This window comes from Pedobacter sp. ok626 (genome assembly GCF_900100435.1).
Classification (GTDB): Bacteria; Bacteroidota; Bacteroidia; order Sphingobacteriales; family Sphingobacteriaceae; genus Pedobacter.
On the sequence record NZ_FNEX01000004.1, the window covers coordinates 89,066 to 104,909 of the forward strand.

14 protein-coding genes and 1 tRNA gene are annotated in these 15,844 nt (G+C 37.3%); 13 read left to right on the plus strand and 2 right to left on the minus strand.

The annotated features are described in order from the left end of the window. Positions 1-6 precede the first annotated feature (6 nt). Together BLS35_RS06825 and BLS35_RS06830 are read left to right on the plus strand one after the other, a co-directional pair. Positions 7-1,287, plus strand: a complete 1,281-nt coding sequence (locus BLS35_RS06825; RefSeq protein WP_090779151.1) for a DUF2851 family protein — start codon at positions 7-9, stop codon at positions 1,285-1,287. A gap of 1 nt (position 1,288) precedes the next feature. Next, positions 1,289-1,510: a PspC domain-containing protein gene (locus BLS35_RS06830; protein WP_090779153.1), complete on the plus strand. Its 222-nt coding sequence runs from the start codon at positions 1,289-1,291 to the stop codon at positions 1,508-1,510. On the opposite strand, the gene BLS35_RS06835 is transcribed toward BLS35_RS06830, so the two are convergent. Continuing rightward, positions 1,511-2,155 (minus strand): ankyrin repeat domain-containing protein, encoded by a 645-nt coding sequence (locus tag BLS35_RS06835; RefSeq protein WP_090779155.1) that lies wholly within the window; start codon positions 2,153-2,155, stop codon positions 1,511-1,513. It lies immediately after the preceding gene. A gap of 159 nt (positions 2,156-2,314) precedes the next feature. Between BLS35_RS06835 and BLS35_RS06840 the strand changes: the two genes are divergently transcribed. From BLS35_RS06840 to BLS35_RS06855, 4 genes are all read left to right on the plus strand, one after another. Further along, positions 2,315-4,885 carry an FtsK/SpoIIIE family DNA translocase gene (locus BLS35_RS06840; RefSeq protein WP_090779157.1) on the plus strand — a complete coding sequence of 857 codons (2,571 nt, stop codon included), beginning with the start codon at positions 2,315-2,317 and terminating at the stop codon, positions 4,883-4,885. A 17-nt stretch (positions 4,886-4,902) separates the two neighbouring features. Then, positions 4,903-5,553, plus strand: a complete 651-nt coding sequence (locus BLS35_RS06845) for an outer membrane lipoprotein periplasmic chaperone LolA1 (protein ID WP_090779159.1) — start codon at positions 4,903-4,905, stop codon at positions 5,551-5,553. 39 nt (positions 5,554-5,592) lie between these two features. Further along, the gene (locus tag BLS35_RS06850) at positions 5,593-6,357 is read left to right on the plus strand and encodes an MBL fold metallo-hydrolase (RefSeq protein ID WP_090779162.1); all 765 of its coding nucleotides are present in this window, start codon (positions 5,593-5,595) and stop codon (positions 6,355-6,357) included. Between the two features lie 21 nt (positions 6,358-6,378). Beyond that, positions 6,379-6,462, plus strand: a tRNA-Leu gene (locus BLS35_RS06855). A gap of 232 nt (positions 6,463-6,694) precedes the next feature. Here BLS35_RS06855 and BLS35_RS06860 read toward each other — a convergent pair. Next, positions 6,695-7,243 carry a hypothetical protein gene (locus BLS35_RS06860; RefSeq protein ID WP_090779165.1) on the minus strand — a complete coding sequence of 183 codons (549 nt, stop codon included), beginning with the start codon at positions 7,241-7,243 and terminating at the stop codon, positions 6,695-6,697. 315 nt (positions 7,244-7,558) lie between these two features. Here BLS35_RS06860 and BLS35_RS06865 point away from each other — a divergent pair, with 315 nt between their 5' ends. The 7 genes from BLS35_RS06865 (at position 7,559) to BLS35_RS06895 (ending at position 15,844) form a co-directional block, all read left to right on the plus strand. Then, positions 7,559-9,772, plus strand: coding sequence for a tetratricopeptide repeat-containing sensor histidine kinase (locus BLS35_RS06865; protein WP_132225925.1), 2,214 nt, complete (start codon positions 7,559-7,561; stop codon positions 9,770-9,772). 1 nt (position 9,773) lies between these two features. Further along, positions 9,774-10,514 (plus strand): LytR/AlgR family response regulator transcription factor, encoded by a 741-nt coding sequence (locus BLS35_RS06870; protein WP_090779169.1) that lies wholly within the window; start codon positions 9,774-9,776, stop codon positions 10,512-10,514. Between the two features lie 199 nt (positions 10,515-10,713). After that, on the plus strand, positions 10,714-11,748 hold the full coding sequence (locus tag BLS35_RS06875; RefSeq protein ID WP_090779171.1) for a Kelch repeat-containing protein: 1,035 nt from the start codon (positions 10,714-10,716) through the stop codon (positions 11,746-11,748). An 8-nt stretch (positions 11,749-11,756) separates the two neighbouring features. After that, the gene (locus BLS35_RS06880) at positions 11,757-12,398 is read left to right on the plus strand and encodes a hypothetical protein (RefSeq protein WP_090779173.1); all 642 of its coding nucleotides are present in this window, start codon (positions 11,757-11,759) and stop codon (positions 12,396-12,398) included. A gap of 9 nt (positions 12,399-12,407) precedes the next feature. Then, positions 12,408-13,526, plus strand: a complete 1,119-nt coding sequence (locus BLS35_RS06885) for a hypothetical protein (RefSeq protein WP_090779174.1) — start codon at positions 12,408-12,410, stop codon at positions 13,524-13,526. Positions 13,527-13,534: 8 nt separating this feature from the next. Next, positions 13,535-14,686: an LGFP repeat-containing protein gene (locus BLS35_RS06890; protein WP_090779177.1), complete on the plus strand. Its 1,152-nt coding sequence runs from the start codon at positions 13,535-13,537 to the stop codon at positions 14,684-14,686. Positions 14,687-14,710: 24 nt separating this feature from the next. Next, positions 14,711-15,844 carry an LGFP repeat-containing protein gene (locus BLS35_RS06895; RefSeq protein WP_090779179.1) on the plus strand — a complete coding sequence of 378 codons (1,134 nt, stop codon included), beginning with the start codon at positions 14,711-14,713 and terminating at the stop codon, positions 15,842-15,844.

Below are 15,844 nucleotides of genomic sequence, written 5' to 3' on the forward strand. Positions count from 1 at the left end.
TCAGGGATGGATTTTTCTGAGCATTTTTTACACTTTATATGGCAGTTCAGACTGCTTAATTCGACTAAACTATATTGTGAAGACGGAGAGGAATTACAGGTATTACATCCTGGTCGCTTAAATAAACACGCTGGACCTGATTTTACTGAAGCTAAACTGGTTATCGATGGGGTGAATTGGGTGGGACATGTGGAGATTCATCTCAAATCTTCCGATTGGCTTCTCCATGGTCATCAAAATGATCCCGCTTATAATTCTGTTGTACTTCATGTAGTTTATCAACACGACAGTCCAATTTATCGAACAAATGGCAGTCTGGTACCGGTGTTAGTGCTCAAAAATCGGTTTCCGGACCATTTACTCAGTAACTATAGTGAACTCATCGCAACTGTAAACCCTTTCCCTTGTCAAAAGCATATTGCTGGTGTTGATCAGCTTATTGTAAATACCTTTCTATCCAGAGTAATGATAGAGCGTTTTGAACAAAAATCGGAAGAGGTATTTCAGAAGCTCCGCAATAACCGCGGAGACTGGGAACAGACATTTTACTATTTTCTGGCTAGAAACTTTGGTTTTAAAGTTAATGCAGTGCCATTTGAATTACTAGCGGATGCTTTACCACTGCTAATTTTTTCTAAACATAAAGACAATGCTCTGCAGATAACGGCCCTGGTATTTGGGCAGGCCGGATTTCTCGAACAACCATTTCTTGATGTTTATCCAACACGACTACAAAACGAATATCTCTTTTTGAAGAAAAAATATGGTTTAATCCCTGTTGATCCAGTTTTGTGGAAGTTTTTGCGAATGCGGCCACAGAATTTCCCTACAGTTAGGTTGGCGCAGTTTGCTGCATTAATCCTAAAATCTAACTATCTATTCTCAAAAATATTAGAAGCCGGATCTGTAGACGAAGTCCGTTTACTTTTTACCGATCTACCTGTAAATAAATATTGGCAAACGCATTATCATTTCAATAAAAATACTCGAAAGGTAATCGTACAGCCAGGACTCCAATCCATTGATAACATCATTATCAATACGGTTTGCCTGTTTTTATTCTCCTATGGTAAGTATACGGACCAGCCTGAGTTGGTGGATCGGGCACTTGATTTTCTGGAGAAAATCCCCTCAGAAAAGAACAGTATTGTAAGTCAGTATGTAAGCGCTGGGCTTAAGGTCGATTGCGCTTTTAGCTCGCAGGCTTTACTTCAATTAAATAAATGCTATTGCAGTCAGAAAAAATGCTTAAATTGTGCTATAGGAATTAAAATCTTAAAGAAATAACATGTTCCAGCGGATCATTACTTTTTTTGAAAAACAGAGTTTTGGGGTATGTACCTATCTTGCCGAACGGTTAAATATGTCTATCAGTAAAATCAGATTGTTTTTTATTTATTCTTCTTTTTTGGCTGTAGGCTTCCCGATTGTGTTTTATATACTTGCAGCACTGGTACTAGATGTGCGGCATTATATCAAAAAAATCAAGATGCGTGTTTGGGATGTTTAGTTAAACTTTAAGGATTTCGGCAATTTCATTAAAGCCTTTTTCCAGTGCCAGATCGGCCGGTAATTTACCACCTTCCATCCTCATATCTACTTCTGCAGCATGTTCAAGTAACAATATGATCAATTCTACATTGCCCAACTGTGCAGCAGCATGAAGCGGTGTAAAACCTGCCTGTTGCGTTACATTTACATTTGCACCGGCATTGATCAGCATGTTTGTAATGTTGATGTTTCCAGAAGCTACAGCAGAGTGAATTGGGAAAACATTGTAACCGTTGTTGGCGGGTATATTGACATCTGCACCCCTAACTATTAGTAGTTTAGCTATTTCCTCATTGCCAAAATAGGCAGCAAGACCTAGTGCTGTAAAGCCATCTTTAGAAAAAGCATTTACCGTAGCAGGGTTTCGTTCTGTTATAAATGCGGTTTCTTCCAGTTTGCCTAAAGCACAAGCTTCAAATAGGTTAATTTGATTAGCAAAATTAGCTATTAAGGCAGCAATTTCTGGTTTCTTGTAGTAGCAGGCTAATAAAATAGGAGATATGCCATGACTGGTTTCTTTAGTAGCAAGGGCTGGGTTTGCGGTTAAAAGATCAAAAATATCCTGTCTGCTTCCTGTTTCGATTAATGTCTCTAGATCCGTCATTTCTAATGTTAAATTTCGGTTAAAAATGCTTAATTAATTTAATATAGGCAAATGGGTGGCCAGATGTAAATAAAAAGTTTTTTCAGCAATGTTTATAATAACTTAGCACATACAACTATATGTTTTATATTTGTTAATTATTAAAATCAGTAATTAAAGATGTCGGTAAGGGGAAACCAGTTTAAGTCCAATTCATTTAAAAATGAGCCTGCGGAGAAGCAAAGCTCAAGACCATCCGCTACCAGACCATTTAAAGAAAGAATAGAGATTTTGCCTCGTTTTAATTTTCAGGATGGTAGGTTGTTTAAAATTATCGGACTGGTATTCTTAATCTTGTCGCTCTATTTTTTGATAGCCTTTACGTCTTATTTGTTTACCTGGCAGGAAGATTATAGCTATGTAATAGACGCAAATGGAGGTTGGAGCAATCTTTTTAAAACGACTGAAGAGCTTCAGCAGGTCAATATACCACCAGTTGTACAAAACTGGCTGGGTAAAGTAGGTGCGTTATTGTCGCACCAGTTTATTTACGAATGGTTTGGACTAGCGTCTTTTCTCTTTGTTTTCGTGTTTTTTGTGATCGGTTACCGCCTGTTGTTTAAGGTTAAAATCTTTTCTATCGAAAAAACACTAGGATACAGCCTATTCTTTTTACTATTCTTATCCTTAACATTCGGATTTGGACATGCTTTCATTTCCAATACGCCACATTTTGTTGAAGGTGAATTTGGTTACTGGACCAATAAATTATTGGTTGCGCAAATTGGCGTTGCCGGAGTAGGCGGCCTTATTGCTTTTTTAGGCCTAAGCGTGTTGATCATTGCTTATAACATTGATTTTAAAATTCCAGAGCGTAAAAAGAAGGAGGAAAATATTATACCTGATGTACCTGAAGATTTTGAACTGGAAAGCGAAGTCCGTTCAGAGCCTGTTGAGTTTAATGTGAATGACAGGTATGCAGGACAGCCTAAACGCGAACAGAATATTGTGGTTACGCCATCCAGGTTTGAAGAAAAGAAGGAAGAAGAAGAGATCGCTCCCGTATTTACCCCTGCTGTAAATGTAATGACGGCACCGATAATACTTAGTCCAACGCTCGAGACTACACCCATATTGGAAACTACGCCCATACTGGAAACGACTAAAGCTGAGCCTGAGCTAACCATAGAGAAAACTGAAGAAGAGAAAAAATCTGATGAACTGGTAGAGCAGTTTGGTAATTACGATCCAACATTGGATTTATCAAGTTATAAATACCCGCATCTTGATTTATTAGAAAATCATGGTTCCAATAAAATATCTGTAAATGCAGAAGAGCTGGAAGCCAATAAAAATAAGATTGTTGAAACCCTTAATCACTACAACATAGAGATTGATAAGATTAAGGCGACCATCGGGCCAACAGTAACGCTTTATGAAATCATACCAGCTCCGGGTGTACGTATATCTAAAATCAAAAACCTGGAAGATGATATCGCCTTAAGTTTGGCAGCATTAGGTATTCGTATCATCGCACCAATGCCGGGTAAGGGGACGATTGGTATTGAGGTGCCTAATATGCACCCAGAAATGGTTTCTATGCGTAGTATTCTGGCCACAGAAAAGTTCCAGCAAACAACGATGGATCTTCCTATTGCTTTGGGTAAAACCATTTCAAATGAAGTGTATATCGGTGACTTATCTAAAATGCCCCATTTATTGGTGGCCGGGGCAACCGGACAAGGTAAATCTGTTGGTATCAACTCTATCTTAGTTTCCTTGCTGTACAAAAAGCACCCTTCGCAATTGAAGTTTGTATTGGTGGATCCTAAAAAGGTGGAGTTAACCCTATTTAACAAAATAGAACGTCACTTTTTGGCCAAACTTCCTGGTGAGGCCGATGCCATTATTACCGATACTAAAAAAGTAATCAATACCTTAAATTCACTGTGTATAGAAATGGATCAGCGTTATGATCTATTAAAAGATGCGCAGGTAAGGAATTTAAAGGAATACAACGAAAAATTCATCAAGCGTAAACTGAATCCAAACAATTCGCACAGGTTCTTGCCTTACATTGTTTTGATTGTGGATGAGTTTGCGGATTTAATGATGACTGCAGGCAAAGAGGTGGAAACACCAATTGCGCGTCTGGCACAGTTGGCTCGTGCGGTAGGTATCCACTTGGTTTTAGCTACGCAGCGTCCTTCAGTAAATATCATTACAGGTACAATTAAGGCCAACTTCCCAGCCAGATTGGCCTTTAGGGTATTGTCTAAAATCGATTCAAGGACAATTCTGGATAGCGGTGGTGCGGATCAGCTGATTGGTCGTGGAGATATGCTTTTATCTACTGGTAACGATCTGATCAGGTTACAGTGTGCTTTCGTCGATACACCAGAAGTAGACCGTATTTCCGAGTTTATTGGAAACCAAAGAGGATATCCTGAAGCATACCAGTTGCCTGAGTATATTGATGAAGCAGCTGAAAATGCTAAAATGGACTTTGATGCATCTGATAGAGATTCGATGTTTGAAGAAGCTGCGCGGTTAATCGTAATGCATCAGCAAGGTTCTACCTCATTAATCCAAAGAAAATTAAAATTGGGTTACAATAGAGCTGGCCGGATCATTGATCAATTGGAAGCTGCCGGTGTGGTAGGTCCATTTGAAGGTAGTAAGGCTAGAGAGGTATTGATACCTGATGATTATGCATTGGAACAGTTTTTGGACAACCTAGGCAAAAACTAATACTTAATAGAAAAAGGATGAAGAAAATTGTGTTGTTGCTGATTGCTACATTGGGATATATACATGTAGTAAATGCACAAACCGATGCTAAGGCAAAAGCTATATTGAATGAAGTAAGTAAGAAATATCGTTCTTATGATGTCGCAAAAGCAGATTTTACACTAATTATCGACAATCAGCAAGCCAATGCTAAGGACACTCAGCAAGGTACTATATATGTAAAAGCAAATGCAAATAAGTATAAGGTGAGCATGACTACCCAGGATATGATTAGTGATGGTAAAACACTTTGGACGTACTTAAAAGAAGAAAAAGAAGTTCAGGTAACTAATGTAACCAATAGTGATGATGCCCTTAATCCGGCAAAAATATTCACCATTTACGAAAAGGGCTTTAAGTATCTATATACCGGCGATAAAAAGGTAGGCACTAAGGTTTACCAAATGATCGATTTAACGCCAACTGATATTAATAAATCATACTTTAAAATACGCTTAACCATTGATAAGGCAGCAAAGCAAATTGCCAGTGCACTTATTTTGGAAAAGAATGGAAACAAGTATACCTATACCGTGAAATCTTTCCTGGCTAACGCGAAAGTACCTGAATCGACTTTTACATTTGATGCGAAGAAATATCCCGGTGTAGAGGTTGTAGACTTAAGGTAATTTAATTAAGTTTGATTTCATGCAAGCAACAAATATATTTTGAAGGTTACATTTTTAGGTACGGGCACATCGCAGGGGATCCCTGTTATTACCTGCAATTGTGCAGTTTGCCAATCCACAGATCATAGGGATAAACGACTTAGGGTCTCGGTATTGTTAGAAACCGGGGATAAGACCATTGTGATCGATAGTGGCCCTGATTTTAGGTATCAGATGCTTCGTGCTGGCGTGAAAGACCTTGATGCGATATTGTTTACCCATGAGCATAAAGATCACGTAGCGGGCCTCGATGATATCCGTCCATTTAATTATCTGCTAAAAAAGAATATTGATATTTATGCGACAGAACGGGTACAGCATGCTTTAAAAAAGGAATTCTCCTATATTTTTGCTGAGGCTCATTATCCGGGCTTGCCACAAATAGACTTGCATACGATAACAGATGAAGCATTTAATGTAGGCAATACTACTATCGTACCACTTCCTATCATGCATTATAAACTACCTATTTTGGGATTCAGGATAGGTGATTTTACTTATGTTACGGATGCAAAAACCATTGCTGATGAAACTTTAGAAAAAATCAAGGGCACTCGTATTCTAGTAGTTAATGCTTTGCAAAGAGAACAACATATTTCGCATTTCACTTTGGATGAGGCTATTGAGTTTTCAGAAAAGGTAGGAGCGGAGACTACTTATTTTACGCATATCAGCCATAATTTGGGACTTCATGCCGTTGTGGAAAAAGATTTACCTGCAAATATAAAATTAGCCTATGATGGGTTGACGATATTATCTGAATAAATCTATATTTGCAGAACAAATACCTAGGTGGCGAAATTGGTAGACGCACCAGCTTGAGGGGCTGGCGCCGGCAACGGTGTGGGAGTTCGAATCTCCTCTTAGGTACAGCCGGGCTTTGAACAAATCAAAGTCCGGTTTTTTTATGCCAAATCGGTGCTTTTTGCTATTCCAGCATTGTTCAAAGTATTTCTGCTAATGGTTCAGTCTGGTGAAGGGGGGAAGAGGAGATTAGCTTAGAACTATTTAATTCCAATTGGTGTCTTGCCTATTGACCAATGAGGCTGGTATTAATAATTTAATTGTGTAGGCAGACCGCTTGCTAATTTTTGCAGAGGCGTTACTGGGTGGCAGATTTTATATTCTCAATCAAATTATTAATGTTTTTTTTATTTCTTCCCATCGAAACTACAGACGTTTTTTTGTTAGGGTCACAAATACTATTTATCATTATTCGAGGATTATCGATAATAATTGTAATCTGTTCTCCCCAACTTCCTGTCCACCATTTTGGATAAGTTCTCGCAATCACCATTTTATCATTATTGATTTCCATGTGCCATTCTAGGTCTTGTGCTGTCTGCTTTATAACAGCTCTAATATTTTCTTTTGATAGGTTAGTTTCAATTATTTTAAATTTGAGTCTGTTGTTCTGGATGAAATAAAATAAGACTGCAATTAATCCAAATGATAAAGTCAGGGTAAATGTCTCCTCTGGATTTCTCACTCCTTGATAATTATGGAATACATGTTTTTGAATAAAATAAAATACATTAAATGCTAATGGCGTAAGTAAGAAAAATACAATCAGATAATGAGTCAGCAAATCTGTGAATCCCATTTTCAGTTTTCCTGTCTTTATCATTAATGGTATCCACTCTTTTTTCATGCTTTATTATCTAATTATTATGGTATTTCATTTTACTAGGTTGAAACTAAGTCTCAAATTTATATAATTTCATACAGTTTTATCTTACCTACCCTGAATAAGATAATAGCTTTGAACTTATTGTCTGAATAGATATGTTTTTGTCGCCTCGATTGTGAATAGCACATCTTCTAATTAAGTAGAGGAATAAAATCCAGGAGTAGTTGTTACTGTAGAATAACGACCGTTCAATAATCCATTACCTCCATTGACTTAATTTGGCAATAAAGTGAATAAATTTATTTGCATTTTTATGTTACAATAGAACTTATCAATTTGGCAAAGACAAAACCGTTTGCAACTTTTAAAATAGCAATTATATTATTTGTTCTCGCTTTTAATTTCCCGGCGTTAGGGCAGAGTACAGCTGTTCTCGATGGGCTGCTATCCGATTTGAATAAATCAAACCAGCATGATACAACTAAAGTAAACTCACTGATCAAATTATCGTCATTCTATTATGGGAACAATCCTGTAAAGATGCTGGATTATGGTGTACAGGCAGTAGAAAGGGCACAAAAGGCAAATTTTAAGATAGGTTTGGCAAAAGCTTATCGTCAATGTGGAATTGCCAAATATACGCAGGGTAATTTTAAGGATGCATTGGATTATTTTTCAAATGCCTTGGCTACCAATGAGCAAATTGATAATAAACCGGGGATTGTAGCTTGCCTATCAAATTTGGGAAGTGTAAATATGGTGCAGAATAATTATCCCGTAGCGTTAGATTATTTTCAAAGAGCCATACGCAAGGGGCAACAGATCAACGACCAGTTGACCACAGGCATCAGTTATGGCAATATCGGTGTGATCTATAGCGAAATGAAAAATTATGATATGGCGCTAAAGCATTTTCAAGGTGGTTTAGATATTCATACCAAAATAAACTATGGTATTGGCATAGCAACGGGTTTAGGTAATGTAGGTAATGTTTATTTCAAGTTAAAAAATTATGATAAGGCATTGGAATATTACCAAAAAGCGTTGGAGAAAAACATTGCGCTTGACAGTAAATTCAATATGGCTAGAGAATATGGAAATGTTGCAAATGCGCAAAGTGAGCTAAAACAATATCAGTTGTCATTTGCCAATTTCCAAAAAGCATTACAGCTGAACGAAGAGCTCAAAAATAAAAAGGGTATTGCCGTAAATCTCCAGGGCATTGGCAATTACTATTACCTTTTGGAAAAATATGATGAGGCATTGGATTATACCAGAAGAGCCAATGGCATTGCTACAGAGGTGAATGTGTTTGACGTGCAAAAGGAAACCTATAGTACATTGAGCGATATTTATGAAAAAACTGGCAAATTGGACAGTGCTTACGTCAATTTCAAAAAGTTTATTGCAGCCAGAGACCGTATTGAAAATGAGGACAATAAAAAGCAGATTACCCGCTTGGAAATGAAATATGAGTTTGATACCAAAGAAGAAAAATATAAGAATGAGCAGCTTTTGAGCAACGAACGTTTAAACCAGCAACAGCTGATGTTGGATCTTAACCAATCTAAACTGAATGAGAGCAATAAGGAAAGGGATCTAGTTAGATTAAATTACCTGAAAACACAATCTGAACTGAAGAATGAGCAACTCGAAAAAAAGGCACAAGAGAAACAGTTGACATTGGCCGAAAGGGAAAAAGATATCCAATCAGAAAAATCAAAATCGCTATTGCAGACCAAAAAACTGAATGAACTACGGATTAAGCAATTGTGGTTGTATGGCATTTTAAGTATCATCGGCCTAGCCGGTATATTGTCTTTTTTCATTAATCATTACCGGATAAAATCGTTAAAGGCCAATAACGACCTTAATGACCAAAAGGTGAAGAGGATGGAAGAAGAGATGAGGTTGAAAAATAACATCAGAGAAGCTGAAATGCAGACCCTGCGTTCGCAAATGAACCCACATTTTATTTTCAATACGTTAAACTCTATCAATAGTTACATCATCGAAAACAAAAGAGAGGTAGCTAGCGAATATCTGACCACTTTCTCTAAGCTGATGCGCAATATACTTGATCTTTCCAAACATGAGATCATCACCCTGGAAAAGGAAATCTCTACGCTTAAACTATACATGGAACTGGAGGCTTTAAGGCTGGAAAACAAGTTTGATTACACGATCATTTTGGATAAGAAGATTGAGCCCGAGTTGGTTAAAATCCCACCACTGATTATCCAACCTTTTGTAGAAAATGCCATTTGGCATGGTCTGCGCAATAAAAAAGAGAATGGACATATTTTTATCAGGGTGGATGAAAATGATAAAAACCAGCTATTGGTAACTGTAGAAGACAACGGAATTGGAAGAAAAGCATCCTCACTGCTAAAGAAACAACAGCTAAACCATAAATCGTACGGTATAGAAATTACAATGAACAGGTTACAACTATTAAATGAGCATAACGGAGTTGAAGTTATTGACCTTTACAACAGCGAAAATGTAGCAACCGGAACAAGAGTAAGAATCAAAATTAATATCGATTAGTATGATAAAGGCAATTATTATTGACGACGAAAAACATTGCATCGTAACGTTAAAACACCTGCTCAAAAAGTTTGATACCATTGATGTGGTGGCCACTACGCAAGACAGTACCGATGCCAAAAAACTGATCGAAGAACATCAGCCTAATCTGATATTTTTGGATATTGAAATGCCAGAAATGAACGGTTTTGATGTAATCAACCAATTTGAAAACCCAACATTTAAAGTAATTTTTACTACCGCTTATGATCAATATGCCTTAAAAGCTTTGCGACTAAATGCACTTGATTATTTGCTGAAGCCCATCGATAAAAAAGATGTTAGCCTGGCCTTGGATAAATTTAAAAACCAGGAACTGGTCATATCTAAAGATCAGGTCCAAAACCTCCATCTTTTTACAAATGGCAAAATGCAGGATACCATTGCACTTTCAACCCAGCAGGGACTGCTTTTTGTTAAAATAGATGATATCATGTACCTGGAGGCCGATAGTTGCTATACGCACATTGTGATGAACGATACAACCAAACACCTTGCCAGCAAGACCATGGCCACTTTTGAAGAGGTGTTGTTGGATAATTCGCTATTTTTCAGGGCACATAAATCGAATATCGTCAACCTAAAATTTATTAAACAGTATATACGTGGCGAAGGAGGCGAATTGATCATGCAGGATGGTAATTATATATCGCTGAGCAGAAATCGGAAACAAGAGTTTTTAAACCTTTTTAAAAAGGTGTAATGGGGTCGGGCGGTAAGCCCTATCCACGTTTGTTTTCATCCATAAAATCTATTTCGCTTAGCGCCAATAGCAGTCAGATCAAAAAAATAACCATTTACAAAACCGCATTTCAATAAGCCAATTTCACCGTTGGCTTATTTACAAAAATAGCATTCCTTTTAGTTTGCAATTTTAGGGTATCATCATTTAATTAAAAGTTATGAAATCACTAAAGTACAAGCTATTAGCTAGCTGTTTGATCTTTTTTATTGCAATAACGTTTTCGTGCAAAAAGAAAACGGAAAATATTATTCCACAAACAGATAGCAACAACATCAGTTTTATTGAAACTACACCAAATTTAGGCGCTGTACCATTTGTTGCACCTTTAAGAAGCAGTAATCCTGTATTAATGGCAAAACGAGATGCTAAAATTTATGTTTTTCTAAAAACAACTGCAGGTGGAGATTTCAGTGTTTCGGGCTTTAGCTACGATGTAAACGCCAATTCATTTAATACGGTAAAATCGCTGGCAACAGGTTTGTTTATCAGCTCAAACGGCTATAGTTCTACACTTACAGCCGTATCAAATGGTTTATGGTATGCCAGTCCAAATGTGTCATTACTTTATGGCATAGGCACAGATAGTTGGACGAGCTACAATCCATCTGTAAGCGCAGGCGCAAACAATGGTGTATGTACAATGCTAGATAAGGTTTACTACGCTGGCAATATTTATAGTGGTAATGGAGGCTTACTGGCTGCTGTGGGATTTAACGTTTACGATTATAGCAAAGGAATCTGGGCCACCTTAGCCAATTTACCCTATTTGGCCGAAAACCCTGCTATGCAACCTTATAACAATCAGTTTATTTATGCCATTGGTGGCGAGCAGCTTGCATCAGGAAGCACAACGAAAAAATTCGCTATGTATAACAGCCAAAACAACACCTGGGCTAGTTTACCAAACTTACCATTTGATTATTATGCACCTATAAATGGCCATACGACCACCATTTTAAAAAACAAGTACTTGTTGGTGTACAGCTACGGCAATAAAATTTACTTGTATAACCTAGAGACCAAACTTTGGAACAATAATCCGATACTAAATTTAGGCGAATTTGAAGATCTAACCAACATCAATATTTTTAGCAACAGTAACGCGGCTACAGATGATGGGGATGCCTTTTATATCGCCGGAACTACAATTAGCGGCGGGGTGTTTAAAATCAAAAAATACACCATTAAATAAGTGCTGTTATGAAACCTTATCAGTTGCTATTATTTGTTCTTTTATGGGGTTGCAATACACCTTATTATGCAACCGTAAATAATATGGGTGCACAGCCCGCAACTTTAACCTTAACTAGCGGACAGGTGCTTAATGGCAAAATACAAATCAGAACTTTTGATAGTTATAGCACCATCAGCAATGTAGCTTTTGCTGAAGGCGTAAGCAAAACGTATAAAACCTACTATTTAAATGAAATTGATTTCCTGTTTTTTAATGGAAGCAATTACAGTGTAAAAAACCTAAAAGGAAACGATATGTGGGGCGGTAATGCCTTGCGGTTTATTAAAGAATTAACTCCTGCTGGCAGTAAGCTTCAATTGTTTGAGCACGAAACCATTAGTAAAGGTACAGATGGGAAGGAAGTTAAAGAAACACAGCTTTTTGTGCAATTGCCCGGTAATACCAGAGATGTGTACAATGCACAGAGCGAAAAATTCATTCCAAATTTCGATGAAAAAGTAGCGCCATATACCACTGCTTGCATTGCACTTACCAATAAAATTAAAGCCAAAGACAAAGATTTTTTCTATGCATTTGTAAATCAAGGTGCGGTACGGAGAAAGCAGGTTTGGATGAATATTGTAAACGAATACAACAATTGTAAATAATTGAACCTTATGAAAACCAGAATTTTATATCTCTTATTTGTTTTTGCCTTTGCATCTTGCAAAAAGACAGAAGTTGTAACGCCCACTCCCGTTATTCCGGTTGTGCCTGTATTAAGCGAGGCCAAAGAAATAACCAGTTTCGGCTTTACAAAAGCAATTAACCCGAGTTTGGTGGCCGATGTTATGGCTAGCATAAATACAACAACGCATACCATTGCTGCAACATTTCCCGCTGGAACGGTTATTAGCTCATTAAAAGCAAGTTTTGTACTATCGGCCAACGCCAGTTTAAAAGTGGGCAGTACAGCACAAACAAGTGCAACTACAGCTAACGACTTTACAGCCCCATTAACCTTAACGGTAACCGCCCAAAATGGAACTACGCAGACTTATGTGGTTACGGTAACGGTAGAAGTTCCGCCTGTTGTTACAAGTAATATTGTAGTTAAAAGAGAGGAGTACGCACCGGGGCCACCAATACAAAATGTACCTATCAATACCATAGATTATACTTACAATTCGGCAAATCTGCTAATTAGTTATAAAGATAATTTTGGTACCTATAAGTTTGATTACGATGCCAATGGCGTTTTAAAAACGCAAACTGTTTATGACAATACCAATACCGTAACCAATGTACTTACCTATGTGATGAATGCCAACAAATTACCTTTAACCATATTGGGTACCTATGGGCAAACGGTAGAGACTTACACTTACGGTGCAGGGGGGCAAGTAATTAAATATACCAAAAGTTATTACGGTGTAATTAAAGATACTTATGATTATACTTTAGATGGCAACAACCGGATCAAGACTGCAAAATATGTTAATGCCAATGAAACTGCAGGCGTTTATGCCATTACCACTTACGATTATTTCGATGATGTTTTTGATCCAGATCCGTTGGTAAAAGTTGCTATTAGGCCAGGCATTACCGGAGGTTTAGATCCCACAACAGGAAAAAATTATGCTTTAAAGGGTTCTAGTTATCAAAAATATAATAATGTTGGGCCAACAGGAGCCAATACAGTTTACGCCTACACCTACGCAAAAAACTCAAATGGCTTTATTACCAATTTGCCTGATGGTTCAGGTGGCCTGCTTTTTAAATACACTTTTAAATAGTTAATACCATGAAAAATACCATCCAATACCTTGCATTTTTTATTTTAATACTTTTTAGCAACAAAATATATGCTCAGGATAATAAAACGAGAACAGATAAAATTATGGCTAAGGCTGTAAAATATGGTTTATTAAAGGATGTTGACGGCTTGCAAGCTATCGAGTTTGCAACAAATAATAAAGCTTATTACCTAACCTTTAATAGAAATGGTACTGGGGTGTATTTTAAAGATGGCAATGCAGAAGCTTACGCGGTTTGGGGCGATATTTATAAAGTTTATGCCTATTTTCTAGATGGTGATATAAAAAAGGGAAAAGATGGCCGTATTACGGTTTCTAATCGGCAACTTTTTATAGGCGCACCTACAGGTGATCAGTTTAAAACACCGCAAAAAGATGGTGCTGGTCAGTATTTTGAAGGTGGTAGCTTATATTGGAGCGCTAAAACCGGAACTCACGAAGTACACGGTAACATTAGAGATAAATGGAAAGCTTTAGGCTGGGAAAATTCGTTTTTAGGTTTTCCAGTAACCAACGAAACTGCAACGCCTGATGGCTACGGTAAATTTAACTTTTTTGAGGGAGGCTGTATTTATTACCATCCAAATTTGGGCACTTTCGCCGTACCTAAAATGATAGCCGAAGTATGGAAAAAAGAAGGTTGGGAAAAGGGTAAATTAGGCTACCCGATAAGCGATGAAATCATTAAAAACAATAATTCGATCCAGAAATTTGAGTTTGGCGCTGTAATTTCTACAAAAAGCGGGGCGTATCAGGTCATTTATAACAGTGAAAAAAATAAACGTGGTTTATATACCAAATGGCTCGAAACAGGAGCAGAAAATTCTTACCTCGGCGATTTAGTTACACCCAACCGCAGTTACCCTAAAAACCCGTATCAGTATTTTGCCGAATTTCAAAAAGGATACATTTATGAAAGTTTTATAAAAGGAACGAACAATGTAGATGCATTTGTAATCCGCAAGGGACCAATATTCGATTATTATGTCTCAAAAAAATGGGAACAAGGCTATTTAGGTTTACCTATAAGCGATGAAATGTCTTCCAAAAAATCAGTTGAGGAACTTAGAGAACAAGCGTTTCAGGGTGGCGTAATTTACTACACCCAATCTATGGGTGCTTTTGAAAAGAAAAAATAAAATTCAACATTAAACGAAATCGAAATGAAATTGTTTGTCATTTTCTCTGCCATTTTACTAAGTGTTAACACCTTTGCGCAATTGCCATCTAAAGCAGACAATACTGAATATGGTATTGCGCAAATGATGGATGCAAAAGCGAAAAAGTATCGCTTGGGGCCAATACACAGCGAAAGCACTATAATGCGGCCAACTGCTCGTAAAGGCGGTTACTTCCTCCGGTACGAAGGTGGTTGGGTATATTTTAACCCCAAAGTAAATCATGCTTTCGCCATTTGGGGCGAGATGATGAAAAAATGGAGCGAAGCAGGTTATGAAACGGGATGGCTGGGTTTTCCAATTACAGATTTAACACCAACGCCAAGCAGGCAAGGTTTTTTTGTAGCTTTTGATAACGGAAGTATTTACCAAAGTCCAATAAACGGAACACATTTCGTAGCTGGAGCTTTTAGAGACGAGTGGGCAAAAAGAGGCTGGGAAAACAGTGCCACTTTGGGTTTCCCTACAACCGATGAGGTGCAGATTAACATGAATGGCTACACCCGATACCAGCAATTTGAAAAAGGAACTTTGTTTTTCGGCAATGGAAATGATGTGCTTTATTCCAATAATCCAAATGCTACAAGTCCGCCTGCTATTCAAAATTATCAATTAACCTTTACGCCCAATTATACCAGTGGCGGAGAACCTGGAAACGATTTGGACGGTATTGATTTATACGGATGGATGGACATTAGACTTTACAAAGCAAATGGCAAAGAAATTAGCGATGCAGATGGAAAATCGTTTTCGCTATTCAATATCCCAAAAGATAAATATATGGCAGATGAGGGATTTAAAACCCATTTAGGTTTTATTCCTACAAATAGAAATTTTATTAGGAATTATGCTGTTACACAAACTGATATTGATGAAAATGCTTTTGTAAGGATTATCTATTGGTTAAATGATTTTGATAAGTCGAGCTCAAATGATTATCTAAAATTAAAACGGGCAACTGGTTCTATCGCTTACAATAACGGCAACCATCCTTATATCGATATCAAATTACAAGAAATTGTAAAATACAATAACAAAACAACCAGAAATGATGATCTATCAGATGGCAGCGGTGATTCTTATCGGGTGGGTTATATACTCTCTTTAAGCAAAAAATAA